The organism is Nitratireductor lacus, from assembly GCF_056431025.1.
The window spans coordinates 23,479-48,631 of the sequence record NZ_JBWKMB010000011.1; the positions used below are offsets into that span (position 1 = coordinate 23,479).

27 protein-coding genes are annotated in these 25,153 nt (G+C 62.9%); 10 read left to right on the top strand and 17 right to left on the bottom strand.

The window, feature by feature from the left end; genetic code table 11:
- The 4 genes from AC07E3_RS10920 to AC07E3_RS10935 form a co-directional block, all read right to left on the bottom strand.
- A complete protein-coding gene (locus AC07E3_RS10920; protein ID WP_478361844.1) occupies positions 1-591 on the bottom strand; it encodes a histidine phosphatase family protein in 591 nt (196 codons plus the stop codon).
- A gap of 15 nt (positions 592-606) precedes the next feature.
- The gene (gene fabI / locus AC07E3_RS10925) at positions 607-1,425 is read right to left on the bottom strand and encodes an enoyl-ACP reductase FabI (RefSeq protein WP_478361846.1); all 819 of its coding nucleotides are present in this window, start codon (positions 1,423-1,425) and stop codon (positions 607-609) included.
- Positions 1,426-1,580: 155 nt separating this feature from the next.
- A complete protein-coding gene (locus AC07E3_RS10930) occupies positions 1,581-2,537 on the bottom strand; it encodes a DnaJ C-terminal domain-containing protein (RefSeq protein ID WP_478361848.1) in 957 nt (318 codons plus the stop codon).
- A 119-nt stretch (positions 2,538-2,656) separates the two neighbouring features.
- The gene (locus tag AC07E3_RS10935; RefSeq protein WP_478361850.1) at positions 2,657-3,070 is read right to left on the bottom strand and encodes an RT0821/Lpp0805 family surface protein; all 414 of its coding nucleotides are present in this window, start codon (positions 3,068-3,070) and stop codon (positions 2,657-2,659) included.
- Between the two features lie 79 nt (positions 3,071-3,149).
- On the opposite strand from AC07E3_RS10935, the gene pdxH reads away from it, so the two are divergent.
- The gene (gene pdxH, locus AC07E3_RS10940) at positions 3,150-3,767 is read left to right on the top strand and encodes a pyridoxamine 5'-phosphate oxidase (protein WP_336066099.1); all 618 of its coding nucleotides are present in this window, start codon (positions 3,150-3,152) and stop codon (positions 3,765-3,767) included.
- A 119-nt stretch (positions 3,768-3,886) separates the two neighbouring features.
- On the opposite strand, the gene AC07E3_RS10945 is transcribed toward pdxH, so the two are convergent.
- Together AC07E3_RS10945 and AC07E3_RS10950 are read right to left on the bottom strand one after the other, a co-directional pair.
- Positions 3,887-4,633, bottom strand: coding sequence for a crotonase/enoyl-CoA hydratase family protein (locus AC07E3_RS10945; protein ID WP_478361852.1), 747 nt, complete (start codon positions 4,631-4,633; stop codon positions 3,887-3,889).
- Between the two features lie 10 nt (positions 4,634-4,643).
- Positions 4,644-6,416 (bottom strand): acyl-CoA dehydrogenase, encoded by a 1,773-nt coding sequence (locus AC07E3_RS10950; protein WP_478361854.1) that lies wholly within the window; start codon positions 6,414-6,416, stop codon positions 4,644-4,646.
- A 216-nt stretch (positions 6,417-6,632) separates the two neighbouring features.
- Here AC07E3_RS10950 and AC07E3_RS10955 point away from each other — a divergent pair, with 216 nt between their 5' ends.
- Positions 6,633-6,869 (top strand): hypothetical protein, encoded by a 237-nt coding sequence (locus AC07E3_RS10955; RefSeq protein ID WP_478361856.1) that lies wholly within the window; start codon positions 6,633-6,635, stop codon positions 6,867-6,869.
- A gap of 6 nt (positions 6,870-6,875) precedes the next feature.
- Here AC07E3_RS10955 and AC07E3_RS10960 read toward each other — a convergent pair whose 3' ends face one another.
- On the bottom strand, positions 6,876-7,424 hold the full coding sequence (locus tag AC07E3_RS10960) for a chloramphenicol phosphotransferase CPT family protein (RefSeq protein WP_349366585.1): 549 nt from the start codon (positions 7,422-7,424) through the stop codon (positions 6,876-6,878).
- 83 nt (positions 7,425-7,507) lie between these two features.
- Positions 7,508-8,782, bottom strand: a complete 1,275-nt coding sequence (gene purD / locus AC07E3_RS10965; RefSeq protein ID WP_478361858.1) for a phosphoribosylamine--glycine ligase — start codon at positions 8,780-8,782, stop codon at positions 7,508-7,510.
- 159 nt (positions 8,783-8,941) lie between these two features.
- Between purD and ubiA the strand changes: the two genes are divergently transcribed.
- The gene (gene ubiA / locus AC07E3_RS10970; RefSeq protein ID WP_336067584.1) at positions 8,942-9,925 is read left to right on the top strand and encodes a 4-hydroxybenzoate octaprenyltransferase; all 984 of its coding nucleotides are present in this window, start codon (positions 8,942-8,944) and stop codon (positions 9,923-9,925) included.
- A 9-nt stretch (positions 9,926-9,934) separates the two neighbouring features.
- Here the strand turns inward: ubiA and AC07E3_RS10975 are convergent, their stop codons facing one another.
- The 3 genes from AC07E3_RS10975 to AC07E3_RS10985 form a co-directional block, all read right to left on the bottom strand.
- The gene (locus AC07E3_RS10975; protein WP_478361861.1) at positions 9,935-10,498 is read right to left on the bottom strand and encodes a DUF6101 family protein; all 564 of its coding nucleotides are present in this window, start codon (positions 10,496-10,498) and stop codon (positions 9,935-9,937) included.
- Positions 10,499-10,770: 272 nt separating this feature from the next.
- Positions 10,771-12,186, bottom strand: coding sequence for an FAD-binding oxidoreductase (locus AC07E3_RS10980; RefSeq protein ID WP_478361863.1), 1,416 nt, complete (start codon positions 12,184-12,186; stop codon positions 10,771-10,773).
- 22 nt (positions 12,187-12,208) lie between these two features.
- Positions 12,209-13,165: an L-threonylcarbamoyladenylate synthase gene (locus tag AC07E3_RS10985; protein WP_478361865.1), complete on the bottom strand. Its 957-nt coding sequence runs from the start codon at positions 13,163-13,165 to the stop codon at positions 12,209-12,211.
- Positions 13,166-13,325: 160 nt separating this feature from the next.
- Between AC07E3_RS10985 and AC07E3_RS10990 the strand changes: the two genes are divergently transcribed.
- Positions 13,326-13,856, top strand: a complete 531-nt coding sequence (locus AC07E3_RS10990) for a hypothetical protein (protein ID WP_478361867.1) — start codon at positions 13,326-13,328, stop codon at positions 13,854-13,856.
- Between the two features lie 99 nt (positions 13,857-13,955).
- The gene (locus AC07E3_RS10995) at positions 13,956-14,369 is read left to right on the top strand and encodes a hypothetical protein (RefSeq protein ID WP_065816096.1); all 414 of its coding nucleotides are present in this window, start codon (positions 13,956-13,958) and stop codon (positions 14,367-14,369) included.
- Between the two features lie 98 nt (positions 14,370-14,467).
- On the opposite strand, the gene glyS is transcribed toward AC07E3_RS10995, so the two are convergent.
- Complete coding sequence (glyS, locus tag AC07E3_RS11000) at positions 14,468-16,813, bottom strand: glycine--tRNA ligase subunit beta (protein WP_478361869.1); 2,346 nt, start codon at positions 16,811-16,813, stop codon at positions 14,468-14,470.
- 142 nt (positions 16,814-16,955) lie between these two features.
- Here glyS and AC07E3_RS11005 point away from each other — a divergent pair, with 142 nt between their 5' ends.
- Positions 16,956-17,201, top strand: a complete 246-nt coding sequence (locus AC07E3_RS11005) for a hypothetical protein (protein WP_478361872.1) — start codon at positions 16,956-16,958, stop codon at positions 17,199-17,201.
- Positions 17,202-17,309: 108 nt separating this feature from the next.
- Here AC07E3_RS11005 and AC07E3_RS11010 read toward each other — a convergent pair whose 3' ends face one another.
- The 5 genes from AC07E3_RS11010 to AC07E3_RS11030 form a co-directional block, all read right to left on the bottom strand.
- The gene (locus AC07E3_RS11010; RefSeq protein ID WP_478361874.1) at positions 17,310-17,675 is read right to left on the bottom strand and encodes a VOC family protein; all 366 of its coding nucleotides are present in this window, start codon (positions 17,673-17,675) and stop codon (positions 17,310-17,312) included.
- 81 nt (positions 17,676-17,756) lie between these two features.
- Positions 17,757-18,683: a glycine--tRNA ligase subunit alpha gene (locus AC07E3_RS11015; RefSeq protein ID WP_478361998.1), complete on the bottom strand. Its 927-nt coding sequence runs from the start codon at positions 18,681-18,683 to the stop codon at positions 17,757-17,759.
- A 99-nt stretch (positions 18,684-18,782) separates the two neighbouring features.
- Entirely contained in the window at positions 18,783-19,523 is a 741-nt protein-coding gene (locus tag AC07E3_RS11020; protein ID WP_478361876.1) for a TylF/MycF/NovP-related O-methyltransferase, read from the bottom strand.
- A gap of 37 nt (positions 19,524-19,560) precedes the next feature.
- Positions 19,561-21,615 (bottom strand): tetratricopeptide repeat protein, encoded by a 2,055-nt coding sequence (locus AC07E3_RS11025; protein WP_478361878.1) that lies wholly within the window; start codon positions 21,613-21,615, stop codon positions 19,561-19,563.
- Between the two features lie 134 nt (positions 21,616-21,749).
- Positions 21,750-22,763: a polyprenyl synthetase family protein gene (locus AC07E3_RS11030; RefSeq protein ID WP_478361880.1), complete on the bottom strand. Its 1,014-nt coding sequence runs from the start codon at positions 22,761-22,763 to the stop codon at positions 21,750-21,752.
- A 180-nt stretch (positions 22,764-22,943) separates the two neighbouring features.
- Here AC07E3_RS11030 and AC07E3_RS11035 point away from each other — a divergent pair, with 180 nt between their 5' ends.
- The 4 genes from AC07E3_RS11035 to AC07E3_RS11050 all read left to right on the top strand — a co-directional run bounded on the left by AC07E3_RS11035 (position 22,944) and on the right by AC07E3_RS11050 (position 25,145).
- Positions 22,944-23,183 carry a putative signal transducing protein gene (locus AC07E3_RS11035; protein WP_007006836.1) on the top strand — a complete coding sequence of 80 codons (240 nt, stop codon included), beginning with the start codon at positions 22,944-22,946 and terminating at the stop codon, positions 23,181-23,183.
- Positions 23,176-23,958 (top strand): tRNA1(Val) (adenine(37)-N6)-methyltransferase, encoded by a 783-nt coding sequence (locus AC07E3_RS11040; protein ID WP_478361882.1) that lies wholly within the window; start codon positions 23,176-23,178, stop codon positions 23,956-23,958. Before AC07E3_RS11035 ends, AC07E3_RS11040 begins: the two co-directional genes overlap by 8 nt.
- A gap of 83 nt (positions 23,959-24,041) precedes the next feature.
- On the top strand, positions 24,042-24,908 hold the full coding sequence (locus AC07E3_RS11045; RefSeq protein ID WP_336066134.1) for a S49 family peptidase: 867 nt from the start codon (positions 24,042-24,044) through the stop codon (positions 24,906-24,908).
- A gap of 51 nt (positions 24,909-24,959) precedes the next feature.
- The gene (locus AC07E3_RS11050; RefSeq protein ID WP_007006833.1) at positions 24,960-25,145 is read left to right on the top strand and encodes a hypothetical protein; all 186 of its coding nucleotides are present in this window, start codon (positions 24,960-24,962) and stop codon (positions 25,143-25,145) included.
- Positions 25,146-25,153: the final 8 nt, after the last annotated feature.

Here is a 25,153-nt window from a genome sequence, read left to right on the forward strand (position 1 = left end):
TCAGAGCCAGTCCGCCGCGCCCTTGTCAAACCGCAGAATCCTGTCCTGCGGGATGGCAAGCGCTGCCGCCTCGTTGCTTGATGCATGCCCCGTCAGATAAAGCAGCGACCGGATAACCCCGCCATGGGTGACGCAGACCGTGGGGTGTTCCACCTCTTCCAGCCAGGGTTTTATGCGCTCGGCGAGCATTTCATAGCTCTCGGCTGCTTCGCCCGGCGGCACAAAGCCCCATTTGTCGTTGGAGCGTCCTGCCGTGCAACCCGGGTTGGCGGCTTCCAGCTCGGCATAGGTAAAACCCTGCCAGTCACCAAAATTCAGTTCCATCAGCCTCGGGTCGGTCCGATAGCCTTCTCGCGGCAGACCGAGCCCTGCACGCACGCGCTCCATGGTCTCACGCGTGCGCCGCAGCGGGCTCGCAACGAAATCGAAGCCGTCAGCATCATGGTTCAGAAGATCGGCAAGGCGAATGCCGTTGCGGTCGGCCTGCACCTGGCCAACCGCATTTATGTCAGTATCGGCCTGCCCCTGCAGACGCTCTTCGGCGTTCCACGCAGTCTGGCCGTGGCGAATGATGTACAATAATGGGAGCACAATGCGCCTTCGTGCCTACTCCGTCACGACGGAAATGTCCGGCGCATCAACCGCCTTCATGCCGACGACATGGTAGCCTGAATCCACATGCAGCACTTCGCCGGTCACGCCGCGCGAAAGATGCGAGAGCAAGTAAAGTGCGGAATCGCCCACTTCGTCCGTGGTGACAACGCGCTTCAGGGGCGAGTTGTACTCGTTCCAGCGCAGGATATAGCGGAAATCGCCGATGCCGGAAGCGGCAAGCGTCTTGATGGGACCTGCCGAAATCGCGTTGACGCGGATGTTGCCGCCGCCAAGATCGACCGCCAGATAACGCACGCTCGCCTCGAGCGCCGCTTTGGCGACACCCATGACATTGTAGTGCGGCATCACCTTCTCGGCGCCGTAATAGGTCAGCGTCAGGATCGACCCGCCATCGCTCATCAGCGGCTCGGCGCGCTTTGCAAGCGCCGTCAGCGAGTAGACCGAAATATCCATGCTGCGCAGGAAATTGTCGCGGCTCGTGTCGACATAACGGCCGGTCAACTCGTCCTTGTCGGAGAATGCGACGGCATGAACCAGGAAGTCCAGCCTGCCCCACTCCTTCTCGAGCTTCTTGAACACCGCATCGACGCTGTCCATGTCGGTCACATCGCAATGGCCGGCGACAATCGCGCCGAGTTCTTCAGCCAGCGGTTCAACCCGTTTCTTAAGCGCGTCGCCCTGATAGGTGAGCGCCAGTTCCGCACCCGCATTGGCGCATGCCTTGGCGATCCCCCAGGCGATCGAGCGGTTGTTGGCGACCCCCAGAATGAGTCCGCGCTTTCCGGCCATCAGGCCATTGCCATTTGTCATGGAATGGTTCTCCGAATTCAATTGCCGAAGCGTCATGCTTTCACCTGAAGGCGCGGCGCTTCATCATCCTGTGTTCTGCACCCGCACGTGCCGGCGATTCTCCGGTCGCGCAATGCGATAAACCGGCAGCCCTATCGCACAGCCCGGCCAAGGCATCAAGCAGATTGGCGGAACAATGCCTCCAGAGCAGGGTCTCCGCCCTCCGGCAGCATGATCTGGACATGGGCGTAGAGATCGCCATTGCCCTCAGTCTTGCGCGGCAGCCCACGTCCCTTGAGGCGCATCGCCTTGCCCGAGCTCGTCCACGCCGGAACCGTCAGCGCCAGCCTTCCGGTCGGCGTTTCGACAGGCACTTTCGCGCCCAGAACCGCATCGCGCAGGCTCACCGGCAGGTCCACATGCAGATCGCGCCCCTCGACCCGGTAGCGCGGATGCGTCCTGAAACGCAGCTTGACCAGCGCATCGCCGCGCTCGCCGAACGGCGTCTCCTCGCCCTGCCCCTTGAGGCGGATGGTCTGCCCATCCTCCACATAACGTGGCAGCTTGACCGCGATGCGCCGTCCACCCGGGAAAATCGCCGTCACCTTGGAAGCCTTTGCCACGTCCTCGATGTCGACATCCAGCGTGGCGTTCAGATCGCCCATGCCAGTAGGACGTCTGGTGCCGCCAGCCGTACGGCGCCCCTGCCCGGCATGCCCTGCAGGGCCGCCCTGAGAGAAGGCGTCGCCGAAAATCTGGCTGAAAATGTCCGCACCGCTGAAGCCGGCACCATCGGGACCGCCGCTTCTGAACTCGAAATGCTGAGCTCCGGGCCCGCCACGGCCGGAACGGCGGAAGCCCGCAAACGGGTCGCCCCCTGCACCGGCGCCTTCAAAACCAGCAAAACGGGGTTTGCCCTCGGCATCGATCTCGCCGCGGTCGAAAGCGCCGCGCTGCTTCTCGTCGCCCAGTATCTCATAGGCCTGCCCGATCTCGGCAAAGCGTTCCTTGGCCTTCGGATCGTCCGGCTTCTGATCCGGATGATATTGCTTCGCCAGCTTTCGGTAAGCCGATTTTATCTCCTTGGACGAGGCGTTTTTGGCCACGCCCAAAACGTCATATGGATTGCGCATGTGCAACTCTGTTCCTGATCGTTCCCCATTATAGGGCAAAACGCTCGTGAATTCGGGATGTTGTTCACTATATGCGTTCGGTTAGGAAGAAATTCCAGACCTTCCACCGGTTTCGTTCGTCAAACCGCTTCAAAGGCCTGAATCTGCCACCCGAATTCAGGGCTTGGGCACGCGGTGCCGCGATAAAGGCTTATCCCGTCGAAACTTTCGCGCGTGGTCACGAAGCGCCGGCACGTCCCGTCATCATATATGTGAGAGATCACACCACGCACACCGTTTTCCTCATCGGCCCAGGAGAGCGGCGGCGCGCCGTCGAGCATTTCCCCCATTTCCGCAACCATCGCATGCAGCATCGCATCCGTTCCCACTGGCAGGCCTGCAGGCGGGGGCGCTTCCGGCGCAGGGGCAATCGAACCGGTAACAACCGAGGGATCGATGCCCGGCTCCTTCAGATCCAGGGCCGACACGCTGCAACCGGCAAGAAGGGCGACCGCCACGGGGGAAAAAAGACGCCGGGAAAGACGTAGAGCCAAGGCCACACCCCGAACTGGCGCTTGCGTTGCCCCCGACAATCGGCATTCTCCCCGTAGAACAAGTGAACAGGCAGCCAGTATGATTGACGAGACGTTAAAATCCGGTGACTTCACGGAGCGTGAAGAGCCTTTCCGGCTCTTTGCCGAATGGCTTGAAGATGCCACCAAATCCGAGCCCAACGATCCCAATGCGCTGGCTCTGGCGACCGTCGATCCAGATGGAATGCCCAATGTGCGCATGGTGCTCCTGAAAGGCTTCGATGAGCGCGGCTTCGTGTTCTACACAAATTTCGAGAGCGCCAAGGGACAGGAAGTCCTGAGCGCAAAGAAAGCGGCCATGTGCTTTCACTGGAAGAGCCTGCGCCGGCAGGTGCGCATTCGCGGGCCGGTCGAAGTTGTGAGCGATGCCGAGGCCGACGAATACTATGCGTCGCGTCCACGCGGCAGCCGTATCGGGGCCTGGGCCTCAAAACAGTCGCGACCGCTTGAAAGCCGGTTCGCGCTGGAAAAAGCGGTTGCCGAATACACGGCAAAATTCGCCGTCGGCACGATCCCGCGCCCTTCGCACTGGTCGGGCTTCCGGATCGTTCCGCAAACCATCGAATTCTGGCACGACCGCCCCTTCCGCCTCCACGACCGCGTGGTCTTCACCCGCGACGAAAAGGGAGGCTGGCAGACCGAGCGGCTTTATCCGTAAGACAACCGCCCTCAATCACGGCCTCCTTCTCCCCGCGAGCGGGGAGAAGGTCCCGGCAGGGGGATGAGGGGCAGGCGCTTGCATCACTGGTCGAGGCGTCCAACGCCCCTCGCCCCACCCTATTTGCGGCTCATAAAAGCCATGAAGGCGGCCCGCGCTTCATCCGATTTCAGACGCGCGCGAAAATGCTCGCCCTCTTCGCGAATGCGCGCGACAACATCGTCGCGCGGCCCGCGCAACAGATTGCGGGCAATGCGCAAAGCCTCGGGCGGTTTTGCGGCAAGCGCCTCTGCCGCCTTGAAAACCGCATCCTCGAGTTCATCCTGCCCAACCACACGGTGGATTAAGCCTGCTGCGCAGGCATCCTGTGCCGGCAACCCTTCAGCCGCGACAAGCAGCGCAAAGGCGCGCTGATGCCCCATGATTGCCGGCCCAAGCAGGCTCGACCCCGCCTCCGGCACGAGACCCAGATCCACAAACGGCGTTGAAAACACCGTTGTCGGTGTGGCGAAAGTCAGGTCGCAATGCATGTGGATCGTCGTGCCGATCCCCACCGCAATCCCGTCCACGCCCGAAACCAGCGGCTTTTCCGCCCCGGCCAGCGCCAGAAGAAAATCATACACCTCCTCGCCGCCTTCGCCGCCGGCGGCCACGGCCATGAAATCGGCAAGATCATTGCCCGCCGAAAACGCGCCTGGCTGGCCCAGAAGCACATGGCAGCGCACCGCATCATCCGCGTCACCCGCCTTCAGCGCCCCGGCCATTGCCGCATACATGGCACGGGTGATGGCATTCTTCTTCTCCGGGCGATTGAGACGGATGACCTGCACCGCACCGCGCCGCTCAATGAGAACATGCTCGCTCATGATCGTCTCCTCAGGCCGAAAGCAGGGCTTCGGCCGCTGCGCCGAGGCTGGCCGCCCCCTCCGTCACTCTCTGCCTCAGTGCGCCCGTTTCACCAAGCAGGTTCTCCGCCATGAAGCGTACCAGCGCGGCATGCCCGGGGTTTTCGTTGCCGGCAACAGCCCGCGCATTGAAGGCCACGCCGATGACGAGCGAGAAAAGGCGGAGATAGGGCGTCGCACCCGCAAGCGCCTCGTTCACCCGCCCCTCGGCCAAAGCACCGGTCATGAATGCGGTCGCCGCCTCGAGATCATCGAGCGCGTTTGCAAGCTTCTCACCGGTCGCACCCAGACCGGATGCTTCGGCAACCGCCGTCTGGTCCGCGCGTAACTCGCCGATCAGACCCGCCACCGCCTCACCCCCCTGAAGCGGCAGCTTGCGCATGACGAGATCGATCGCCTGAATGCCATTGGTGCCCTCATAGATCGGCGCGATCCGCGCATCCCGGTAAAGCGCGGCAGCCCCCGTCTCCTCCACATAGCCCATGCCGCCGTGAACCTGCAGGCCAAGCGAAGCGACCTCCACGCCCACATCGGTGGAAAAGGCCTTCGCCATGGGGGTCAGAATATCCGCGCGCGCCTGCCAGGCTGTCGCTTCGTCGCCCTCGCCAAGCCGCGCCCGGTCGATGGCATAGGCACAGGCATAGGTGATCGCGCGCGCCATCTGTGTCTCGGCCTTCATGGTCAAAAGCGTGCGCTTGATGTCGGGATGCTCGACGATCGGGCTCATTCCGCCATCCTTGGGCGCACCGGCGGCGCGACCCTGCCGGCGCTCCTGCGCATAAGCAATCGCCTTCTGCGTTGCCGCCTCGGCAATCCCCACACCCTGCATTCCGACCGCAAGCCGGGCGTTGTTCATCATGGTGAACATGCAGGCGAGACCCCGGTTTTCCTCACCGATCAGCCAGCCGACAGCACCCGGCGTCTCGCCGAACTTGCCGTCGCCATAGATCATGGTGCAGGTGGGCGAGGCATGAATGCCCAGCTTGTGCTCCATGGAAGCGCAGAAGACATCGTTGCGCGCACCCAACGATCCGTCGTCATTGACGAAAAACTTTGGCACGAGAAACAGCGAAATGCCCTTCGTTCCCGCCGGCGCATCCGGCAGCCTTGCCAGTACCAGATGCACGATGTTGTCGGTGAAATCGTGCTCACCATAGGTGATGAAGATTTTTTGACCGAAGATGCGATAGGTGCCGTCGCCCACCGGTTCCGCGCGCGCCTTGAGCGCATTGAGATCGGACCCGGCCTGCGGCTCCGTCAAATTCATCGTGCCCATCCATTCGCCCGAGACGAGCTTTTCAAGATAGGTCTTTTGCAGTTCCGGCGTCGCGTGCTTTTCCAGCGCCTCAATGGCGCCAACCGTCAATGTCGGACCGATTGCAAAGGCCATGGAGCCGGAGTTCCACATCTCGATGGCCGCAACCGAAAGCAGCGTTGGCAGGCCCTGCCCGCCAAATTCTTCCGGCGCTGCAAGGCCGTTCCATCCGCCCTCGCACCAGCGCCGGTAGAGATCGGCCCAGCCCGGCGGTGTGGTGACGGTGCCGTCCTTTAAGACCGCCCCCTTTTCGTCGCCCACTTTCGCAAGCGGCGCGATTTCCTCCGCCGCAAAGCGCCCGGCTTCGCCAATGATCGCATCGACAAGATCTTCGGAGAGATCGCCAAACCGGCCAGCATCCAGATCGGCACCAAACCCGGTGACATGTTTCAAAGTGAACGCGATTTCGTCGACCGGGGCTCGATACATGCTGCAATCCTCCTGATGTCCCGCCAGCGCCTGGAAGTGCGGCGCGCGCCATAATGTCCAGCGTGCGCCCGGGGCCCAAACCTACCCGCTCGACCACACCCCCGCCATCATACCTTGGCGCAAGATTGCTAGTTTCTTTTTACGTAAACGTCAATGTTGAAAACCTTGCAGGCCTCCCGCCCGAAGGATAGAAACCCTCCAAAGGAAGGAACCTCAATGCTTGCAAGACCGGAAAAGAACCGCTGCATCGAATGCGGAAAAATGTTCGGAACGCCGAGCTTTGCCTATCATGAAGGCCTGATCGAAAACGGCCCGGCCTACTGGACGGATCGAGGCATTCTCTGTTCCATCGAGTGTTCGCTCATCCACTATAAAAAGCGGATGGCTGACGGCACCGTCCCTGAAAAACCCACTCCCGATCCCTTCGAGATGGCGCATCTCTTCGAGGACTGAGCGCTCTCAGGCGGCGCCAGCACTTCTTGAGAAGTCCGAGTCCCGCCGTCCCGTTCTCCAGCCGTTCAGGATGCGTTCGGTGTTGAGGGAAACACCGTCCAGCGATTGAACTTCCAGATCGTAAGTCTTTCCGGCATGGATGGTTTCAAAATCACGCCGTGCGCTGCCTTGAGGCCGGTCTCCCCGCCCTGCCTCCCGTTCGATCAGCACAGGCAAGGGGCAGTGAACACCTATGAAGTACACATCGAACGGCGAGAACAAAGACTGCAACCCGGGCAGCCATCTCTCATCGTCAAGGATGTGCTCGAGGATCAGGTTGTTTCCCGCGCCGGCATAGGCAGCCAGCGACCTGTGAAATCCCTCAAAGAAGGCTGGCCTGAGTGCCGGCCAGTCGAAATCGCCGCGCCGGAAACGCTCCGATGGCAAGACACCGGCATCGCGCAAATGATCAATCGAAATATGCCAGAACGGCAACTCGATCTTCGCTTGCAGCGCCCGAGCAAGCGTCGACTTGCCGCTGCTCGACGCTCCGTGAAGAAAGATGATATGCGTCATGGCGTTCCATTCGGACGGTCGGTCGTGCATCTAACCAGGGCAGATGACACACGGATGTCGAGGAGCGCCGCGCCGCTCCGGTCTCAGCCTTCGCGCTCCACCGCGCGCCAGCCGATATCGCGGCGGCAGAACCCTTCCGGCCAGTCGATCAGATCGACCGCTCGGTAAGCCTTTTCCTGCGCCTCTTTCACCGAGCCGCCCAGTGCGGTGACATTCAGCACCCGTCCGCCATTGGCCACCAGCGCGCCGTCCTTCATCGCGGTGCCGGCGTGAAAGATTTCGACACCGTCAGCCGTACCCGCCGCGTCCAGTCCGCCGATCACGGTGCCCTTTTCGGGGCTCGCCGGATAGCCTTTTGCGGCCAGCACCACCGTCAGCGCCGCCTCGTCGCGCCAACGGGCCGAGACATGCGCCAGTTGCCCGTCCACAGCAGCATTGATCAGAAGCAGGAGATCTTCCTTGAGCCGCATCATCAGCACCTGGCATTCCGGATCGCCAAAGCGCACATTGTATTCGATGAGCTTGGGGCCGTCCTTCGTCAGCATCAGCCCGGCATAGAGAACGCCGGTGAAGGGCGTGCCCATCTCCGCCATACCCTTCAGCGTCGGCTCAATGATCTCTGCCATGGTGCGGGCAAGCGTTGCCTCGTCCAGCACAGGCGCCGGTGAATAAGCTCCCATGCCGCCCGTATTCGGCCCCGTGTCGCCATCGCCCACGCGCTTGTGGTCCTGCGCAGTGCCGAAGGGCAGCGCCGTCCTGCCATCACACAGGCAGAAAAAGCTCGCCTCCTCGCCCTCCAGAAACTCCTCCACCACGACCGAAGCGCCCGCCTCGCCGAAGCTGCCGTCAAAGCAGTCGTCGATGGCCGCGATGGCCTCATCCTCCGTCATGGCCACGGTCACGCCCTTGCCGGCAGCAAGCCCGTCCGCCTTGATGACGATGGGCGCGCCCTGCTCGCGCACATAGTCGCGTGCGGCCAGCGCGTTGTCGAACCGGCCATAGGCTGCCGTGGGTATCGCGTAGCGGTCGCAGAGTTCCTTGGTGAAGCTCTTCGAGCCTTCAAGCCGGGCTGCCGCCGCACTCGGGCCAAAAACACGGATGCCCGCATCGTTCAGCGCATCGGCAAGCCCCGCCACAAGCGGCGCTTCCGGCCCGACCACAACAAGGTCTATCGCCTTTTCCCTGCAGAAAGCGACAACCGCAGCGTGATCGGAAACATCGAGCGCGACACACTCGGCATCCGCTGCCATGCCGGGATTACCGGGCGCGGCATAAAGCTTCGTCAGAACGGGCGATGCAGCCAGCTTCCAGGCCAGCGCATGCTCGCGGCCACCGGACCCGATCAGGAGAACATTCATCGTGCGCATCCCCGCTTGTTCAATCACTGCCTCGGGCTATGGCCCTTCGCGCCGAAAATCAAGGCGCTTGTCCGCCGTTCCCCGACAGAAACGCTTGACGTGGAGAGGCGGGCTTGCCACTCCCTGCAGGAAGGACCCACGAAAACGGACATGTTCGCCATGGAAAAGATCCAGTCGCGCAAAGGTCAGGGCCGCGTTGCCGATGCCCCTTCCGGACACTGGGTCTATCGCGCCATGCCGCGCGGCATGTGGCCCTATGCGCAGCTTGCCCGCTGGGACCGCCCCATCGGCTGGCAGTTGCTTCTGTGGCCCTGCCTCTGGTCCACGGCCCTTGCCGCATCGGCCTATGCGCAGCCCGGCGCGCCGCTTGCCGAGGTCCTTCCCTCCATCTGGCACATTTTGCTTTTTCTCGTCGGCGCCATCGCCATGCGCGGGGCCGGCTGCACCTACAATGATCTGGTGGATGAGCGCATCGACAATGCGGTCGAGCGCACCCGCTCGCGCCCCCTGCCCTCGGGTCAGGTGTCGCGCGGTCAGGCATGGGCATTCCTTCTGGCGCAGGCGCTGCTCGGGCTTCTGGTGCTCGTTCAATTCAATGCCTTCGCCATCGCGCTCGGCTTTGCCTCGCTCATCGTCGTGGCAATCTACCCCTTCGCGAAGAGATTCACGGACTGGCCGCAACTCTTTCTGGGGCTTGCCTTTTCCTGGGGCGCGCTGATGGGCTGGGCAGCGGACTTCGAGAGCCTGTCGCTCGCTCCGGTCCTTCTCTATTTCGGTTCGATCCTGTGGGTCATCGGCTATGACACGATCTACGCGCATCAGGACAAGGAAGACGACGCCATCGTCGGCGTTCGTTCCACCGCACGCCTGTTCGGTGACCGGACGCGCCAATGGCTGATCGCGCTTTATGGCGGCGCGCTTCTGTTCTTTGCGGTCGCCTTCGCGCTTGCCGAAGTGCCGATGCCAGCACTTGCCGGTCTTGTGGCAGCAGGTGCCCATATGGCGCGGCAAATCCGGGTCATCGACATCGACAACCCGGATCAGTGTCTGGCGCTCTTCCGCTCCAACAATGTGGTCGGCTGGCTGATCTTCCTCGGCCTGATCGGCGGCGGCCTGTGGGCGGTGATCAGCCCACAGTTCTGACCGGTGCGATCAGTCGCGGGCGATAATCTCCGCTCCGCCAACAACCATGCGCACACCCAGGCTGCCGCATCGACGGCGTGCAAGGAAGCGCGGGCGGCGCGCCCGCACCGCGTGGCCCTGACGTCGGTGCTTCGGCGGGTTTGCCTTCACCTCTCCAATGCTCTCTTCGAGCGGGCGAGCCAGTCCGTCGGCCTCGACCATCAACATGGGCAGGCCCAGCGCCTCCGACCATGCCCGCCAGTCGGCAGCCACATCGTCCAGATCGCCCGCCACCAGAAGCGGCACGCACAGCATCGCATCCGTGTGAAGCAGTTCGAGCGTCACCGTCACGTCGCCCAGATCATCCTCGATGGCGCGTGCCGCAACGCCGCGAAACGCGCGCGTCGGCAAGGCGAAGGTCACCGGCAAACCGCTCTTGTTGAGAACACGCTTCATGCGCACGCCGCGATTGTCCACGGTAAAGGACACTTCGCCGAAATCGTCGTGCGATGCATAGCTCACCGCCTGAGGCAGGCGAAAGGGGTCGAGCCGCATTGCGCGGCCCGCCCAGACTGGCTTGAGCCCACTGTTCATATTCTTGCCTTCCTGTCACTCCTGAGAGCCGGTTTTCCGGTTCTCTCACCGGGCCGTTTTCGGCCTCGTTATGGAAGGCACCCTAGCGCCGAGCCCGTTACCGTCAGGCTTAGAAAGTCGGTTAAATTTTGCTGACCTTACAGTTGGTTAGCGATTTCCAACCAGGTGTAACGATCTGGCAAGAGGCGTGACCGGGAGGTAAATGGCGCAACCCCGCTACGAAGATGCCGGAGCGCAAGGCGCGTTGCGCACCCCGCCCAACGCTTTTGAATTCAGATCACCTTGCGCGGGTTCATGATGCCCGCCGGGTCAAACGCTGCCTTCACCCGGCGCATCAGCTCCGTGGCGATGGCGGGTTGCGTGGCGATCAGCTCGTCCCGCTTCATGCGCCCGATGCCGTGTTCGGCCGAAAAAGACCCGCCGAGATCGCGCACGATGGCGTGGATGGCGTCGTTCATCTTCCGGTAGAGGGCGAGATAGGCGTCGCGGTCGCCATCCTTCGGCTGCGAGATGTTGTAGTGCAGATTGCCGTCGCCCATATGGCCGAAACAGACCACGCGGCAGCCCGGCGCGACCTTCTGCGCCTCGTCACCCGCACGCTCGATGAATTCGGGGATCGCAGCCACCGGCACGGAAATGTCGTGCTTGATCGAGCCGCCTTCCGGCTTCTGCGCCTCCGACATGGATTCGCGCAGATGGCGGAAGGCATTGGCCTGCCCCTCGTTCTGGGCAATCGCGGCGTCCACCACCAGCCCTTCCTCGAAGGCGACCGTCAGCACTTCCTCCATCAGCTCCTTGGCATCATCACCGGAACGCCCGGAGGAGATCTCAATCATCACATACCAGGGATGCGCCTCGGCAAGCGGATCGACAGAACCCGGCACATGCGCCAGCGTGAAGGCAAGCGGCGTGCGCTCGATGAGCTCGAAGGCCGTCAGGCCATTGCCGGCGCGGTCATTGGCCAGCTCGAAAAAGCGCAGCGCATCGGCAGGCGTCGGCAGCGCTGCCCAGGCCAGTTCCCGCCCCTTGGGCATGGGAAAGAGCTTTACCACCGCCGCCGTGACCACGCCCAGCGTGCCCTCCCCGCCCACGAACAGGTCTTTCAAATCGTAGCCAGTGTTGTCCTTCTTGAGCTTGCGCAGATCGTCAAAGACCTCGCCCGTGGGCAGAACGACCTCGACACCGAGGCAAAGGTCGCGCGCCGTGCCATAGGCCAGCGCGCCCACGCCACCAGCATTGGACGAAAGATTGCCGCCGATCTGGCAGGAGCCCTGCGAACCAAGCGACAGGGGAAACAGGCGGTCCTTTTCGGCAGCCGCATCCTGCAGCACCTGCAACACCACGCCGGCCTCCACCGTCGCCGTGTTGGACTGCAGATCGATTTCGCGGATCCTGTTGAGACGCGAAAGCGACAACACGATTTCGTTGCCTTCGCCGTCAGGCATCTGGCCGCCCACAAGGCCCGTATTCCCGCCCTGCGGAACGATCGCCGTACCGGTTTCGCTGGCAAGCTTCAGGATTGCACTCACCTCGTCCACCGAGCCGGGGCGCAGCACCATCGGTGTCTTTCCCCGAAAAAGCCCGCGCGGCTCTTCTTCATAAGGCGCTATTTCGTCCGCAGCGGTCAGGGCGTGGCGTTCACCGACGATTTTGGCAAAACGGGCGAGAAGAACGGCGTCGATGGTCATGAAATTGCGGTTTCCTGAAGCATTAGCGGTCACGGGGTGCGGCTGCGCGCGCGAGGCGATCATTGATGGCTTCGCCAAGCCCTTCAAGGGGCACAGGCTCGACTGCAATTGTGGCAGCGCCCGACCTGTCGAGCGCGAGCAGATGCGAGAACAAATTGGCTGCCGCCTCGCGCATCTCTCCGCTCTCCGAAAGATTGCGCATGGCAACCGCCCTCTCCGCCCCCGCCACACGTTGCGGCCCAAAGGCAAGCAGCGCCTCTCCCGGTTTCACCTCGGCCACCCCGAGCCGCATATGGGCATTGGGCGCATAGTGAGAGGCAAGCATGCCGGGTGCCTGAACACCCTTTGCACCACGCCTCAGCGACATTCCGGTGACGCGCTCAATCTCATCAGCCGCAACGCCGCCCGGACGCAGAAGCGTGATGCTGTCTTCCCCGACCTTCACAATGGTGGATTCCAGTCCCACCGGCGTCGGGCCGCCATCCACGATCAATCGAATGCGAGGGCCCAGATCTGCCTCGACAGCCTCAGCCGTTGTGCCGCTGATGCGGCCCGATGAATTGGCGCTTGGAGCCGCCACGGGTCGCCCCAGCGCTTCGATCACTCGTGCGCCGAACCCTCTCGGGCAGCGCAGCGCAATCGTGTCGAGCCCGGCAGTGACCAGCGGATGAACGCCGGACCCGGCGCGATGGGGCAGGGCCAGCGTCAGCGGCCCCGGCCAGAAGGCATCCGCCAGACGGCGCGCGAGCGGGTTGAAAACCGCGATGCGCTCGGCCATCGCCCGGTCCGCCACATGCGCGATCAGCGGGTTGAACTGCGGGCGTCCCTTGGTCTCATAAATGCGCGCCACCGCCTCCCCATTGGTGGCGTCGGCGGCAAGCCCATAAACCGTCTCCGTCGGGATGGCGATGGCCTCCCCCGCGCGCAACAGTTCAACCGCCCTGGAAAGGGCTTCCCGCTCCGGCAGTATGTCGGCCAAGCACATATCCTCTCAAAAAAGCCCCTGCTGAGTATCGCGCCTGCCGCAGTCGGGCAAGGTCGCGAATCCACGGGTTTGCTGAATCTTAAGGGAATTCGCGTCTTGTTGTCCGGGCGATATGAAATGCGCGCAAAGACCGCCAATGATTGGGGGAAGAAGAATGCAGTCATGGCCCGTAAAGCCGCTGCTCGTCACCACGCTGCTTTTTGCGGCCGGGGGCGTTCGTGCTTCATCCCTTCTTGAACTCTTGAACGAGGCATCACCCCAGCCGCAATCGACCGTGGTTCTGCGGCAGATCGAGCGAAAGTCCCCTCCGCAAACAGCACCGAGCCAGCCGCTTCTCTCCTACCCGGCTCCATCCTTCAGCCAGGCGCAGGCAGCGGAACTGCTCCGGCTTTCTCCGTCCATGATCGGCATTGGAACCCCTCTGCCCGCGCTACACCCGGAAGCGGGAGAGATCACCAGCGCCATCCCGCGCGGCCAACACCGGATGCCGCAGATGATCCGCGGCGGTGAGACCGGTACCGTGCCACCACGGCAGGTTTCAGCCCCTCAACCGTCGCAGCCCAAAGCGGCCGCATCGAAAGAGCGCAGACCTCAGGCGCGACCGGAACCTGAACCTGAAAACACTGCCGCAGCGGAACCTCCCGCACCGCCGCCAGTCGGCGAGCCAGTGGGGCATCCCGAATAGCTCCTGTCATCAGGCTGGCAGGAGCGCGGCTCACACCCGGCTTGACGTCTCGTGCAGCGCGGCGCACCTTCCGCGCATCACTGTTCGGAGACCAACGCCATGCTCACCTTCATGAAAATCCTGCATTTCTTCGGCCTCATGCTGGGGGCGGCCGGCGGCATGGGCGGCATGCTGGTGGCCATACAGGCCAAACGCTCCGACGGCGCGCCGCCGCCCGGTCTTCTGGCCCTGCGCCCGCGTTTCACGCTTATCACGCTTTCAGGCGTTTTGCTTCTGTGGCTGACGGGGCTTTGGCTGTGGCTGGTGCGCTATGAGGGCGCGCTTTTGAGCACCGCCTTCCTGCTCAAGCTCGTGGCGGCAGCCTTCATTCTCGCCGTCGCCCTGCTCGGCTTCATGGCCGTCCGGCGCGGCCAGCCCGGCACGCCGCCTCCGGCCTATCTGCAGCGGCTCGGCCCGCTGGCGGGCCTTGCCTCCTATATCGCCGTGGCGCTGGCGGTCTACGTTTTCGGCTAGCTAGATCGCCGTGCGTCCATCCGGACGCACAAAGGACGATCTAGACGATTGATGGAGCATCGGACCGAAAACCGGTTTCCACTTTTCGGTCCGATGCTCTAGCCGGTGATGCGGGAGAAATCCGCGACCTGCGCCGTGGCGCTGCGAATGCGTGAAAGCAGCGCCAGGCGGTTTGCCCGAACCGCCTCGTCATCCGCATTGACCATCACGCCATCGAGGAAGGCATCGACCGGCTGGCGCAGCCGCGCCAGGAAGGAGAGCGCCTTCACGTAGTCATTGGCTGCGATGGCCTGAGCGGCAAAATTCTCCGCCTCTTCCAGACTGTCGAACAGCGCCCGCTCCTCATCGGCCTCGAAGAGCTTTGCATCAACCGTCCCGGCGATGGCCGTCCCCTTCTTCTCCGCATCGGCCACGATGTTCGCCGCCCGCTTGGCACCCGCCAGAAGGTTCTCGCCATCCGTGGTCGCCAGAAACTCCGACAGCGCCTCCACACGCCGCACGATCAGGAGGAGGTCGTCATTGCCGTTTCCGGCAGTCTCGCCCGCCTGGTGCTGCCCCTCACCCTTACCCTCTCCCCGCGCGCGGGGAGAGGGGGGTGCAGACGCTGCCGCCTCTTCCTTCTCCCCGCCTGCGGGGAGAAGGTGGCCCGAAGGGTCGGATGAGGGGCCGGCACCACGGCTCGCCAGAACAGCATCGATCAGATCATACCGCGCACCCTGATCGCGCAGATAGACTTTGAGACGGTCATGGAAGAAGGAGAGGAGGTCCAGATTCCTGGCCGAACGCATATCCTCCAAAGAAACAACCGTAGTAGCGTCTACATTGTCTGAAGCGTTGGTCTCCGAAAATCTAAATTGATCCAGTAGATTAAGAGTGACCCTATTCTCAATCACGATCCGGATCACCCCCAGCGCCGCGCGTCTCAGCGCATACGGATCCTTCGAGCCCGTCGGCTTCTCATCAATCGCCCAGAAGCCCGTGAGCATGTCGAGCTTGTCGGCCAGCGCGACGGCCACGGCCACCGGGTCGGTCGGCACGGCGTCGTTCGGGCCCTGCGGCTTGTAGTGATCCTCGATGGCCGCCGCCACCGCAGCGCTCTCGCCCTGCAGTTCGGCATATTTGCGGCCCATGAAGCCCTGCAGCTCGGGGAATTCGCCCACCACCTCGGTCTGGAGATCGGCCTTGGCGAGATGCGCCGCGCGCACGGCCTCTGCCGGGTCCGCCCCCACCATAGGCGCAAGCTCCTTCGCAAGTGCCGCAATTCGCGCCACGCGCTCACCCTGTGAGCCAAGCTTGGCATGAAAGGTCACGCCCAGATGGTCGAGCCGCGCCATGCGCTGGTCGAGCGGCTTTGAAAGATCGAGCCCGAATTTTTCAGCCGATTCCTCAAGCCTGCCGAGATCCGGCAGAGAAGCCTGGTCCGTCTTCCAGAAGTAGAGCGCATCGGAAAGCCGTGCCCGCACCACCTTGCCATTGCCATGCGCGATTTCCCTGCCGCCATCCTTCGCCTCGATATTGGCGGTGATCACGAAGCGATTGGACAGCGCGTCCGTCCTGCCCTGCGGGCGGCAGACAAAGCATTTCTGGTTGGCGCGGATCGTCAGCCGGATCACCTCCGGCGGAATGGTCAGATAGTCTTCCTCGAATTCGCCGAGCAGCACCACCGGCCATTCCACGAGGCCGGACACCTCTTCCAGAAGCCCCTCGTCTTCCACCAGCTCAAGCCCGTTGGCGAAAGCGAGATTGCGCGCGTCGTCGAGGATGATGCGCTTGCGGCGGTCGGGATCGAGCACGACCTTCGCTGCTTCCAGCTTCTCGACATAATCGTCAAAACGCCGCACGGTGATGGCGTCGGGCGCATGGAAGCGGTGGCCGAAGGTGATATTGCCCGAGCGGATGCCGTCGATCTCGAAATCGACCACCACCGGCTCCTCGGTTTCCGGCCCGAAGGTGCACAGGATCGATTGCAGCGGCCGCACCCAGCGCAGGCTGCCGGGCTTTGCCGAGGCAGCGCCCCAGCGCATGGATTTCGGCCACGGGAAATTGCGGATGATGCCCGGCATGATCTCGGCAACGATCTCTTCGGCCGCCCGGCCGGGCTTCTCGATCACCGCCACATAGAAATCGCCCTTTTTCGGGTCGCTCTGGATTTCCGCCTCATCGATGGAGGAAAGCCCCGCCCCGCGCAAAAAACCCTGAATGGCCTTCTCCGGCGCGTCGGTGCGCGGGCCCTTGCGCTCCTCGCGCACATCCCTGGAGCGGGCGGTCACGCCGCGAATGTCGAGCGCCAGCCGGCGCGGCGTCCAGTATTCGGTCGCTGCCTCATAGGTGAGCCCCGCATCCACGAGACCGTCCGTCACCAGCTTCTTCAGATCGCCGGCAGACTTGCGCTGCATGCGGGCGGGAATTTCCTCGGAGCGGAGTTCGAGAAGAAGATCGGGCATTGGGAGGTCTCTGAAAAGCGGACTGTATCGCGCCCGGCAATAGCAACTCCGCCCGCCAATGTCACCCGCCACGCGGTGCGAATGAACCTTTTCGTCGCCCGGTGCGACTGACCGGTATCAGATCACCACCCGGACGAGAACAATGACAGCCGCCCCCGCTCTCCTGCATTCCATCGCGCTCTGCGCCTGCCTGATCCTTCAGGCCATGCCCGGCAGCATCGAGCGCCCCTCCGGCATCCGCCGCGCCCTGCAGACGCTTTCGGCTGAGCGAACACCAGCCACCGTCATCCCGGAAGCCCGAAGGGCTATCCGGGACCCATTGGAAGAACATCAAGAGGCGCGGCCCGGTTCTGTTTGGGCAACCCTTGGCGATGCCGGTCTCTTCTGAGGAAATCGGCCCCGCTGCTCAATGGGTCCCGGCTCTCCCTTTGGTCGGCCGGGATGACACGGATAAGGTCCGACCGAGAAACCAGAACCTACTCCTGCGGCGCAGGCGTCATCCAGCCGATCGTCGCGCCACCCGGCTCGCGCAGGATGGCAATGCGGCCGACCCCCCCGGCACATCGAAGGGTTCACGCAGAACCTCGGCACCCTTGCCCTTCGCCTTGTCGAGAGCCCCATCCACGCCGTCGACCGCAAGATAAGGCATCCAGTGTTCGGGGACACCTTCGAAATCCGGGCCGGCCATGGTGAAAATGCCGGCAACCGGCGCTTCGCCCACCATGGCAATCCAGTAGGTCTGCCCGCCGCCCATATCCATGTCGTCAAAGGTCCAGCCCACCGTGTCCGCGTAGAAGCTCTTTATCTTCTCCGCGTCGCGGGTCATCAGTTCGTTCCAGTGGAAATAGCCATGCTGTGTCATGATTTCCTCCCTTGGCCCCATACGAAAAACGGGGCGCATCCATGATACGCCCCGTCGCTTCATTCACCAAAGGAAGTTGGTTCAGGCCGCAGCTTTCTCCGCGCCGCCCGCATCCGTCTTCAAGAATGCCTCGCCGCAGGCTTTCGCCAGTTCACGCACGCGCAAAATGTAGCTCTGCCGCTCCGTCACGGAGATCACGCCGCGTGCATCCAGCAGGTTGAAGACGTGGCTCGCCTTGATGCACTGGTCATAGGCCGGGAACACGCATTTGTGCAGATGCCCCTCATCCGCCGGCGCGCCGGCCGTAAGGATCGCCTGGCATTCGGCCTCGGCATCCTTGAAATGCTGGAACAGGATGTCCGTGTCGGCATATTCGAAATTGAAGCGCGAATATTCCTGCTCGGCCTGCAGGAAGACGTCGCCATAGGTCACCTTGGCGTCGCCTTCGAGGCCGTTGAAGTTCAGGTCATAGACATTGTCGACGCCCTGCACATACATGGCGAGCCGCTCCAGACCATAGGTCAGTTCGCCGGCAACAGGCGCGCATTCAATGCCGCAGACCTGCTGGAAATAGGTGAACTGCGAAACCTCCATCCCGTCGCACCAGCATTCCCAGCCAAGGCCCCATGCGCCCAGCGTCGGGCTTTCCCAGTCGTCTTCCACGAAGCGCACATCATGCGTCGCCATGTCGAGGCCGATGGCCTCCAGCGAGCCGAGATAAAGCTCCTGCAGATTGGAGGGGTTAGGCTTCAGGATCACCTGATACTGGTAATAGTGTTGGAGCCGGTTCGGGTTCTCGCCATAGCGGCCATCGCTTGGCCGGCGCGAGGGCTGGACGTAAGCCGCGTTCCACGGCTTTGGTCCCAGCGAGCGCAGTGTCGTTGCCGGGTGAAACGTGCCTGCGCCCACTTCCATATCATAGGGCTGCAGGATCACGCAGCCATGCGCAGCCCAGTAATTGTGCAGGGTCAGGATGAGGCCCTGAAACGAGCGCGTGGGGTGCGTGATGGGCAGATCGGTGCTTGGCGCGGTCACAATGCTTCTCCGGATGATGCCGGCACGTCCTATTCCGCGCCCCGGCGAGCGTCAAGGTCGATGGGGCGCGTTTCATGGCCGAAGCTTTCTGATAACGGCGTGCGGCACCGTGCGCTCCAGCCGCAATGTCGCATCCTCGGCCAGCACTTTGTCCACCGCGTTTCGACACCCTTCATAATCGTTGTAATCGTCAACGATCATGGCCCCGCCCGGGTTCAGGCATGGGGACACCGATGTAAGGCAGAAAACGACGGGATCGTGCCAGTCGCAATCGATGTGTACCAGGCAGAAACGGTCGCTCTCTGAGGGTGTGAACGTGTCTTGAAACAAACCTTTGCGAAGGATGATCGACTGGTTGTCGACGCTCAGCCCATACTTCTCGAATGAGGACACGACCCGGCCATACAGATCATCCATATACCCGTAATACTCGCCATCGCGAATGCCGGTCGACTTTCCGTCGGCAATCACCTTGAACCGACTGTGGGCATCAACCCCATCGTCATCAGTGGGCGGGGGTATCCGGCCGAACACGTCGAAACCGAAAAACCGGCGCCTGCCACGACGCCTGGCCAGCACAATCGCTGATCCACCCAGCGCCATGCCGAACTCGGCAATATCTCCGGGAACATCTTGTGCCACCACACGCTCAAGTTCGAAATTGAGTGATGCCATGCGCTCGAGCGGCAGATAGGTCAGACCGTCTCTCATCACCTCCCGTGCAATGGGCGGCAAGGAGAGTGTGAGTCTGCGTTTCTTGAGCGATCGCCCCAGTTTCTGAAACATCCCCGCGTTTAATCCGCCCGTTTTCATTGTGAAGGAAACCCAAAAACTCTAGCCGTTCACAGTCTCACTGCTCCTGGGGAGGAAGCCGGATTTCCTGCCCTGCGCGAAGCAGGTCGGGATTGCGCCGGAGACCGGGATTGATCGCCAGAATTTCGCGGAACCGTTCTCCGTCACCAAGCTGCTCGACAGCGATGGACCAGAGTGTCTCGCCGGGTTTTATCGTGTACATCGCATCGCCCGTGGCGGCCTTTTCGGCTGCATCGGGTGCCTTGGCTTCGCTCTTCGGCTCGTCTGCGGGCTCACCTGTCTCGCCGACGGGCGTCGCTTCGGGCGCGCCCGTCTCATCAGAGATCACCGTCTCGGGTGGCAAAACCTCGGCCACCCGCTTTGGCTCCTTATCGGGCAGGCCTTCCTTCAATTTCTTTTCCACCTCGGCCAGCAGTTCGGGCTCGGGATCGAGGTCGCGCGCATGCGACCATTGATAGGTGGCTTCCAGCCTGCGGCCCGTGCGCCAGTAGGCATCGCCCAGATGGTCGTTCAGAACCGGGTCTTCAGGACGAAGTGAAACGGCACGTTCGAGTTCCTTCGCCGCTTCCTCATAGCGGCCAAGACGATAATGCGCCCAGCCAAGCGAATCGACGATGTAACCGTCATTGGGGCGCAGCTCGACCGCACGGCCGATGAGCTCCAGCCCCTCTTCCAGCTTGATGTTCATGTCGACCCAGGAATAGCCCAGATAGTTCAGCACCTGAGGCTGGTCGGGATAAAGCTCCAGAGCCTTGAAGAAATTCGGCTCCGCCTTTTCCCAGTCCTTCAGCCGCTCATAGGCGATGCCGCGCTGGTAGAAGAGGCTCCAGTCCTCGCGCTCCGGCTCTTTGATGCGCGCAACCGCGCGATCATAGACCCCGGCGGCAGAACGGAAATCCTTCTGCACCGCATAGACGCGGCCCAGCGAAAGATAGGCGCGGATATCGTCAGGGTCCTTCTCGATGGCGGCGTTCAGATAGGTTTCGGCCTCATCGTGCCGGTCGAGATCGGCAAGGTTCAGTCCCGTCTGCAGTTCGGCCAGACGGCGCCACGGCGAGCCCGGCTTGATCCGGTCATAAAAGCTGATGGCCTTTTCAGGCTCGCTCTGCTGCTCGGCGAGCGAGGCGAGCTGGATCAGGATGTCGTCATTGTCGGGGCTCAGCGCCAGTGCATAATTCAGGTAAAGCTTTACGAAAGGCTCGCCGCCGCCGCGGTTGAGCGCGGTGGCGATGTTGAGCAGGATTTCGGCAGCACCAGCGCGCGGATCAGGCACTGGAAACACCACTGTTTCGCCCGCCTCGATCTTTTCGCGCAGAATTGTCGTGGCAGCGCGGCCGGTGATGTAGGTTTCCCCCTTCTCGAGTGCGGCAAGCGCCTTGTCCTTCTCGCCACGGCCGGCCAGCCAGGCCGCATAGGCTTCGGCCGCACGCATATAGGTGTCCGGGCCGGCCGATGCTGCGGTCACGTCGCCGAGCAGCGCATCGAAAGCCTTCTCGGCTTCGGCATCCCTGCCGCTCTGCGCCAGCATGAGCGCACGGTGATACGACTGGAACAGCCGGTACCAGTCGGGCCCTTCGAGGTCACCGAGGGCTTTCAGCGCCTCATCGGCCCGCCCCTGTCCCAGCTCCGTCCATGTGGACATGATGGACGTGATCAACCGGTCGAGATCCGATTCCAGAACGAGCTTCAGCCAGTTCTCAGCCTGCGCGTATTTCTCGTTGCGCAGCGCATCGACGGCGAGACCGAGCCGCGAAAAGCGCTCCATTTCGGGTACGGATTTCAGAGCCCGGGCATGCGGCAGCGCATCGTCGAACCGGCCCTCCGCGACCAGCGCGAGAAGCAGGCTTTGCTGGATGCCCTGATTGTCCGGCTCAAAGGCAAGCGCGCGCTCGTAATAATCGATGGCACTCTCGAAATCATTGTCCGCCTCGGCAGCCCGCGCGGCAAGAAAAGCGCCTGAGAACGAGGAAATCGAGATCAGATCCCGATCGTCCGCACCGCCCTCCTTGGTCATGCCCATTTGAGGGATGAGTGCGAGGGCCCCCGCGAGGCCGACCGTTGCCAACAGTCCCGAGTTGAAGCGCTTTCTCATTTACCGTCCCGCTGCATGCTGTCCTCGTCTCTTCTTCCTCCGCCGAAGCGAAGAGGTTGGGAATCCCTTCTCCCCTTGCAGACAAGCATGGCCTTTTTGCGGAAACGCTTCAACGAGAACTGTCTCCCTTGGTATCAGGTCACCCGGCTGATGCAGAAATCAATCACATCAAGCAGCGCATCTTTCTGCGGGGTGGGCTTGAGCGGTGCCAGCGCATCGCGGGCGATCTCGCCGAAATGTCGCGCCCGTCCGATCGTGTCGCCGATGGCCCCATGCTTGTGCAGAAGCCCGATCGCCTTCTCGAGCGCCGCGTCGTCGCACTGATTGTCCTCGATGGCGCTTTTCCAGAAGGCCCGTTCTTCAGGGCTGCCGCGGCGATAGCTCAGGATCACCGGGAGCGTCACCTTGCCCTCGCGAAAATCGTCGCCGACATTCTTGCCGAGGTCCGAGCTCTTGCCGCCATAGTCGAGTGCATCGTCGACAAGCTGGAACGCCAGGCCGAGATTGGTGCCGTAGGAGCGCAGCGCCGCGCGGTCGTTGCGGGTCGCGCCTGCCACAACGGGGCCGACTTCGGCGGCCGCCGAAAAGAGTGCGGCCGTCTTCGCCTTGATGACCGCCAGATACTCGTCCTCGGTCGTCTCGAGGTTCTTGGCGACGCTGAGCTGAAGCACCTCGCCCTCGGCAATGACGGACGCCGCCGTGGACAGGATGTCGAGCGCATCGAGCGATCCGACCTCGACCATCATGCGAAACGCCTGGCCAAGCAGGAAGTCGCCCACCAGAACGCTTGCCTGGTTGCCCCAGATCATGCGAGCGGTCTTGCGGCCCCGGCGCAAATCGCTTTCATCCACCACATCGTCATGCAGCAGCGTGGCCGTGTGCATGAACTCCACGCTGGTGGCGAGCTTCACATGCCCCTCGCCCAGATAATCGAACATCTGGGCGGCGGCGAGCGTCACCATCGGGCGCAGGCGCTTGCCGCCGGAATCGATGAGATGTTTTGCCAGTTCCGGGATGAGCTCGACGTCCGAGCCCGCCTTCGACAGGATCAGTTCGTTGACGCGCGCCATTTCGTCAGCGGTCAGGTCCATGAGGCTTGCAACGGAGGCTGCGCCACGCTTGCCATCGAGATTCAACACTACACCCACAGATGGTCCTCCAATCACGACCGGACACGGACCGGCACGGCCGGTCCGAAACGTTCAAAACATTCCGGGCAATCTAGTGCCCCGCCCCCACGCGGGGCAAGCGGCGAATGCGCACGGGGCGCGCGCCTGTCAATCACGAAGTCGTTTACAGGGGTGACGCAAACTGTCAACGTCACGCCCATGATAGAACTCATCCGCACCAATGATCCCGTGGTCATCTCCTTCGTTGAAAGTCTCCTGCGTGACGCCGGCATTGCCTTTTTCGTCGCCGACCAGAACATGAGCATCATGGAGGGTTCGCTCGGCATCCTGCCGCGACGCGTGATGATCGACGAGGATGACCGGGATGCAGCGCGTCAATTGCTGAAAGACGCCGGCATCGAGCACGAAGCGCGCTCCGACGACAAGAAGAATGCCTGACACGAATACCGAGGCGCAGCACAGCGTCGATTCCTTCCACCGGGATGCGTTCCGGCTCGTCCAGCCCACGGGTCGCGGGCATCGCTCGGGCGTGGATGCCATGCTTCTCGCTTCGGCCCTGCCGGGCGGCCTTGAAGGAGCGGTTGCCGATCTTGGCGCGGGGGCCGGCGCCGCCGGTTTCGCCGTCGCCGTCCGTTGTCCCAAAACCTGTATCACCCTTGTCGAGAATGCCTCGGAAATGGTCGAATGCGCCCGCCGCAGCATCGCGCTGCCGGAAAACGCCGCCCTTTCCGACCGTGTGCGCCTGATCGAGGCCGATGTCACGCTTTCAGGCGATGCGCGCGAGAGGGCCGGGCTTTTGCGCAATGCCTACGCGGCCACGATCATGAACCCGCCCTTCAACAGCGCCAGCGACCGCGCCACGCCGGATGCATTGAAGCGCGCCGCCCATGTCATGGACGACAACCTTTTCGAGGCATGGCTGCGCACGGCAGCCGCCATCACCATGCCCGGCGGGCTTCTGGCGCTGATCGCCCGCCCCGCTTCGCTGTTGCCCATTCTCCAGGCGCTTGAGGGCCGTTTCGGCGGCGCCCGCATCGTGCCGGTGCATGGCCGCGCCGGCAACCCGGCCATCCGCATCCTCCTGCGAGCGCAGAAGGGCAACCGCGCCGGCCTGACGCTCGAACCGCCCCTCATCCTGCGCGACACCGACAACCGGGTAACAGAACACGCCGAGGCGCTAACCAACGGGCAGGCGGCGCTTTTCGGCGATTGAACGAGCCCGACCATTGCACGAACCGCGCAAATGCCTACATGCTCACGAGCAATACGTTCCTTTCTTCTGGAGTGAGCACACCCTTGCGACGCCTTGTCAGCCGCCTCGTCCCCAAAAAATTCCGCGGCGATGCCGTCACCATTCCGGTGATCCGGCTCTCCGGCGCGATCATGCCGTCCAACAGCCTGACGCGCCAGAATCTCTCGCTCGCCACCACCGCGACCGTGATCGAGAAGGCGTTTGCCGTGCCCGACGCGCCGGCCGTCGCCATCGCGCTCAATTCGCCGGGCGGCTCGCCCGTGCAGTCGCGCCTGATCTTCCGCCGCATCCGCGATCTGGCGGTGGAGAAAGACCGGAAGGTCTTCATCTTCGTCGAGGATGTGGCCGCTTCCGGCGGTTACATGATCGCAGCGGCCGGCGACGAGATCATCGCCGATCCCTCCTCAATCGTGGGCTCTATCGGCGTTGTGTCCGCCGGCTTCGGCTTTCAGGAGCTTATCAAGAAGATCGGCGTCGAGCGCCGGGTTCACACGGCCGGCCAGAACAAGGCGATCCTCGATCCCTTCCAGCCGGAAAAGAAGGAAGACGTCGAGCGCCTCAAGGCCCTGCAGCTCGAGATGCACGAGATGTTCATCGATCTCGTCAAGGAGCGGCGCGGCGCCAAGCTCGCCGACGATCCGGAGCTCTTCACCGGCGCCTTCTGGACGGGCACGCGCGCGCTCGATCTCGGTCTGGTCGACGGTCTCGGCGACATGCGCTCCGTTCTCAAGGAACGCTATGGCAAGAAAACGAAACTCGCGCTCATCACCCAGCCGCGCGGCCTGTTCGGGCGCAAGCTCGGCATTTCCGGCAGCATTCCGGATCTCGGTGCTGCAATCGCCGGCAATGCCGCCACGGGTCTGATCGAGGCTGCCGAGGAACAGGCTCTCTGGCGCCGCTTTGGACTTTGACGAGGCGCGCCCGGGCGTTAAACTCGCGCGCGTGAAACCGGAGGATCGACAATGCCGCAACTGATCTTCTTTGCCGCGGTGGGCGTGGTGGCCTATGTCGGCTACCGCAAGTTCGTCCGCGAGGCAGAGCGCGTCACCGCAAAGGCGCGGCGCGCGCGCAGGGAAGCGGCGAATGGCAGCATGGGTACGCTCGTCTACGACCCGAAGACCGGCGAATACCGCGTCGCCAAAGACTGATACCTGAG

Excerpts from the sequence above, each read along its gene's own strand:
- fabI (WP_478361846.1), bottom strand. The coding sequence starts at position 1,425 with ATGACAAATGGCAATGGCCTGATGGCCGGAAAGCGCGGACTCATTCTG.
- AC07E3_RS10930 (WP_478361848.1), bottom strand. The coding sequence starts at position 2,537 with ATGCGCAATCCATATGACGTTTTGGGCGTGGCCAAAAACGCCTCGTCC.
- pdxH (WP_336066099.1), top strand. The coding sequence starts at position 3,150 with ATGATTGACGAGACGTTAAAATCCGGTGACTTCACGGAGCGTGAAGAG.
- AC07E3_RS10945 (WP_478361852.1), bottom strand. The coding sequence starts at position 4,633 with ATGAGCGAGCATGTTCTCATTGAGCGGCGCGGTGCGGTGCAGGTCATC.
- AC07E3_RS10950 (WP_478361854.1), bottom strand. The coding sequence starts at position 6,416 with ATGTATCGAGCCCCGGTCGACGAAATCGCGTTCACTTTGAAACATGTC.
- AC07E3_RS10955 (WP_478361856.1), top strand. The coding sequence starts at position 6,633 with ATGCTTGCAAGACCGGAAAAGAACCGCTGCATCGAATGCGGAAAAATG.
- AC07E3_RS10960 (WP_349366585.1), bottom strand. The coding sequence starts at position 7,424 with ATGACGCATATCATCTTTCTTCACGGAGCGTCGAGCAGCGGCAAGTCG.
- purD (WP_478361858.1), bottom strand. The coding sequence starts at position 8,782 with ATGAATGTTCTCCTGATCGGGTCCGGTGGCCGCGAGCATGCGCTGGCC.
- ubiA (WP_336067584.1), top strand. The coding sequence starts at position 8,942 with ATGGAAAAGATCCAGTCGCGCAAAGGTCAGGGCCGCGTTGCCGATGCC.
- AC07E3_RS10975 (WP_478361861.1), bottom strand. The coding sequence starts at position 10,498 with ATGAACAGTGGGCTCAAGCCAGTCTGGGCGGGCCGCGCAATGCGGCTC.
- AC07E3_RS10980 (WP_478361863.1), bottom strand. The coding sequence starts at position 12,186 with ATGACCATCGACGCCGTTCTTCTCGCCCGTTTTGCCAAAATCGTCGGT.
- AC07E3_RS10990 (WP_478361867.1), top strand. The coding sequence starts at position 13,326 with ATGCAGTCATGGCCCGTAAAGCCGCTGCTCGTCACCACGCTGCTTTTT.
- AC07E3_RS10995 (WP_065816096.1), top strand. The coding sequence starts at position 13,956 with ATGCTCACCTTCATGAAAATCCTGCATTTCTTCGGCCTCATGCTGGGG.
- glyS (WP_478361869.1), bottom strand. The coding sequence starts at position 16,813 with ATGCCCGATCTTCTTCTCGAACTCCGCTCCGAGGAAATTCCCGCCCGC.
- AC07E3_RS11005 (WP_478361872.1), top strand. The coding sequence starts at position 16,956 with ATGACAGCCGCCCCCGCTCTCCTGCATTCCATCGCGCTCTGCGCCTGC.
- AC07E3_RS11010 (WP_478361874.1), bottom strand. The coding sequence starts at position 17,675 with ATGACACAGCATGGCTATTTCCACTGGAACGAACTGATGACCCGCGAC.
- AC07E3_RS11020 (WP_478361876.1), bottom strand. The coding sequence starts at position 19,523 with ATGAAAACGGGCGGATTAAACGCGGGGATGTTTCAGAAACTGGGGCGA.
- AC07E3_RS11025 (WP_478361878.1), bottom strand. The coding sequence starts at position 21,615 with ATGAGAAAGCGCTTCAACTCGGGACTGTTGGCAACGGTCGGCCTCGCG.
- AC07E3_RS11035 (WP_007006836.1), top strand. The coding sequence starts at position 22,944 with ATGATAGAACTCATCCGCACCAATGATCCCGTGGTCATCTCCTTCGTT.
- AC07E3_RS11040 (WP_478361882.1), top strand. The coding sequence starts at position 23,176 with ATGCCTGACACGAATACCGAGGCGCAGCACAGCGTCGATTCCTTCCAC.
- AC07E3_RS11050 (WP_007006833.1), top strand. The coding sequence starts at position 24,960 with ATGCCGCAACTGATCTTCTTTGCCGCGGTGGGCGTGGTGGCCTATGTC.